The sequence below is a fragment of the Novosphingobium sp. 11B genome (assembly GCF_054589055.1).
In genome coordinates this window covers 1-3,187 of sequence record NZ_BAAILP010000326.1, presented here as the reverse complement: position 1 = coordinate 3,187, position 3,187 = coordinate 1, and the positions used below count along the sequence as shown (strand labels likewise).

Sequence of the window (3,187 nt, the reverse complement as noted above, 5' to 3'; positions counted from 1 at the left end):
CCCCCGCGGCGGATTGACCACCAAGATCGTCGCGTTGGTAGATGCACTGGGAAACCTGGTTCGCTTCGTTCTCCTGCCAGGCCAGAGCCACGATCTCGTCGGGGTGAAGCCGCTGATACAGAACGTCGAATTCGACATGTTCCTCGGAGACAAAGCTTTCGACGCCGACTGGCTGCGAACCGAACTGAACGAAAGAGGCGCGGTGGCAGTGATCCCACCCAAATCAAACCAGAAGCAAAAGATCGACTGCGACTTCCACGCCTACCGTTGGAGACACCTCGTCGAAAACTTCTTCTGCAGCCTCAAAACATTCCGGCGCATCGCCACTCGCTACGAGAAAACCGATCAGAGCTATAGAGCCATTATCAATCTCGCTGCTCTCAAGATCGCAATTCTCTAAATGTCCACACGCCTTAGCTCTTTCTCAATGTTTTCCAGAACGCTTGTGTGGCTTTTCCTTATCTCGCCCTGCTTTGTAACGATCATGCCTGCACCTTCGCGATAATCCGTTCGATCGTTTTCGGCTCGCGCTCGATGAGAGAGAGGAGGACGCGCGCCGGGGCGTCGGGCTGGCTGCGGTTCTGTTCCCAATCGCGCACGGTGCCGACAGGAAGGTGGTAGGTTTCCGCGAACTGGCGCTGCGTCTTGTGGGCGGCCTTGCGAATCGCCTTAACGTCCACGCCCTGATGGACCACGAAACCCTCGCGCTTGCCCTGGACGTAATCCTTCACGTCATTCAGACCAGAGATGATGCCTTGGAAGTCTTCGTCGTCCATCTTCATTCGCCTTTCTTAATATCTTTGGCCGCAGATTTTGCCGCCTTCTTCTGTTCCGCCGTCAAGTTTTCCGCTTTTCCCTTCGACAGCATAGTGATCAGGAACACCGGCTGATCGTCCGTCATGTAGTACGTTACCACACGGTAGCTTCCACGCTTTCCCGCGTTTTCACGCGCGATGCGCACCTTGCGGACACCGCCCCCGCCCTCGATAATGTCGCCATCTTCCGGATGGGCGGCCACGTGGGCGATGATGATATCTCGCTCGGCATCTGAGACGCCCGCCTTCTTGGCCGCCGCCAGATAGGTAGGAGTTTCGACGACCGTATGCATGGGGATTATGTACGGGATGCCCGTACCTATTTCAACAGTAGGTTGACCTAATTTCAAACGCGGCACTGATTTTTTGCCCTCCCGGTATCGTCAGTAGCACTGACGGTGGGCAGCCAGGCTGACACCTATCGGCTTGCGCACCTCGATGCGGCTCCAGGCGCCGTCAGCGTAGACGCTGAAAATCATGCCCACCGCCCCGTAGCCTTTCTTGATCTGGATGACCTTGGCGCCGTCCGGCGCGTCGAGGGCGGGCACGTTGTTCTTGTTCGCGATACAGAAAGCCACGTTGGCCTGCGACGTGGTCGAATTCACTAAATCGCGCGGCGGCTGGCTCAGCACCGTTTGCGTTGATGCACAGCCCGACAGCAGCGCGAGCGCCGCGATAGCTATATATTTCATTGAAACACCCCTGTTTGAGACCGGCGACGGTGATTGAGCGGCCGGGGCGAGTCGAGATGGGCCTTCGCTGCGTGCACGGGGGCATACCGATGCCGGACATGGCAGCGCTGTGAGGGCACAAGTCGTTTGACGTGACGCTGATGATCTACGCGCACCCCCTGGTCAGCGAGGATCACCGACAGGATATGGTTGAGCGGCTGGGTGCCAAGTACACAACTTTTCCAGTCTTACTGCCGCAAGAGAGCCGATTTGCGGAATAACTGTCTGATTTTAAACAGACCATAATACTGCCATCAGGAATAGCATCTCGGCGGATTTTTCCGAACGCACCCAAGTGTAACGTGTCCGACACTAACGTTTCGCAGCTCTTCGTCGGGACCTTTCGTGTTATCCGTTCTTGCTCTGCGCCGATTCTAATCGCGCGACCTCGCGTTCAAGAACATCCCGAATGAAGGCGGCACGCCTCTGCCGACCGACTAGCTTGTCGATCCGTTCTCCCAATCCGACAGGCAAACGGAGATTGGTTGATTTCAAGTTGAGCGGCGGTCTTCCCATGCAGTCTTCGTAACGCGGCATGACGCCGGCTCAACTGGAAGTCGAATAACCGGCACCGCTTATTGCGCTTTTCCTCCTGCTATGTCATAAGCGGTGCCGGTTATACTGCGGCGCAGCCCGCTGCTTTATCCGGGTGGCTCAAGGAAGGCAGCCTGATGACACGCTTGGTCTCCTGTGATTCGCAGTTCAGCACATCACGCCGTGCATTGGTCTTCGTACCTATGCACGGGGTCCGTGGGGTAAGCTTAGTATCTACCGAGATCACTCCAGCTGATCGTGCCCCGCTGGACCGCGAGGATGAAGTGATAAGTTCTTCGTACCTAAAATGGCCCCAGCGCAGCCGTTGAGGGAAAATGGCATGATGATGTGCGCCGACGCCGATCAGATACCCGCTGCGGTCCACAAGGAGCTTCTTCGCGTCGCCACGATCCTGTTTGAGGAATTCGAGGAAACGACCAAGGGTCGATGCTCCCAACATTTCCGCACGGGCCGCGTCCTCGCGCTGGTCCTTCACGGCCCCCATGCCGGGACGGATTGGGGTGAGGTCGCGCCGGGAGAAGCATTCCACATGCTGGCGATCGTCAACTATCCTCGGCTGGCGCGCAGCGAACGAGACTGGCGGCTGGTGCGCGACAGATTGCGCCGTGCTTGGGAGCTTGGCGAGATCACCCATCCGGTGCGCCTCGACGTTGAAAGTCTCGAGCGGATCAACGCCGCGCTTGCGGAGGGCGTGCCGCATTTCGTCACCATCGCCACTCAGGGCATTGCTCTATATCAGTCGGAGGGACTGCGCCTGCCCTCGCCGCGCAGAATTCCCGCTCCGGATCGCCTCGCTTCTGGACGCGCGGAATATGCTCATTGGGACGCACGCGCCACTGACTTCCTGAACGGCGCGGCATTCTATCAACGACAGGGGAATGCGCCGATGGCTGCGCTGCTCCTGCATCAGGCGTGCGAGCATTCCTATCAGTGCCTACTATGGTCCCTCACCCTGCACGGGCCACGCACCCATGCGCTGGACGAATTGCGCGAGAGCGCGGAAATGCTGGTCGGCAGTTTGCGCGAAGCATGGCCGCGCGAAACGCCATTCGAGCGGCGCGCGTTCGGCTGCATCCGCCGTGCCTA

At 58.4% G+C, this 3,187-nt stretch carries 5 protein-coding genes; 2 read left to right on the top strand and 3 right to left on the bottom strand.

From position 1 onward, the window contains the following. On the top strand, positions 1-400 hold a 400-nt coding region (locus tag ACYPYD_RS27185; RefSeq protein WP_459666901.1), incomplete at its 5' end, for an IS5 family transposase. A gap of 82 nt (positions 401-482) precedes the next feature. Here the strand turns inward: ACYPYD_RS27185 and ACYPYD_RS27180 are convergent. From ACYPYD_RS27180 to ACYPYD_RS27170, 3 genes are all read right to left on the bottom strand, one after another. After that, positions 483-776, bottom strand: coding sequence for a helix-turn-helix domain-containing protein (locus tag ACYPYD_RS27180; RefSeq protein ID WP_459666899.1), 294 nt, complete (start codon positions 774-776; stop codon positions 483-485). 2 nt (positions 777-778) lie between these two features. Next, on the bottom strand, positions 779-1,108 hold the full coding sequence (locus ACYPYD_RS27175; RefSeq protein ID WP_459666897.1) for a type II toxin-antitoxin system RelE/ParE family toxin: 330 nt from the start codon (positions 1,106-1,108) through the stop codon (positions 779-781). 90 nt (positions 1,109-1,198) lie between these two features. Next, complete coding sequence (locus ACYPYD_RS27170) at positions 1,199-1,507, bottom strand: hypothetical protein (protein WP_459666895.1); 309 nt, start codon at positions 1,505-1,507, stop codon at positions 1,199-1,201. Between the two features lie 913 nt (positions 1,508-2,420). On the opposite strand from ACYPYD_RS27170, the gene ACYPYD_RS27165 reads away from it, so the two are divergent. Further along, positions 2,421-3,187: HEPN domain-containing protein (locus ACYPYD_RS27165; protein ID WP_459666893.1), on the top strand; the 767-nt coding region annotated here is incomplete at its 3' end.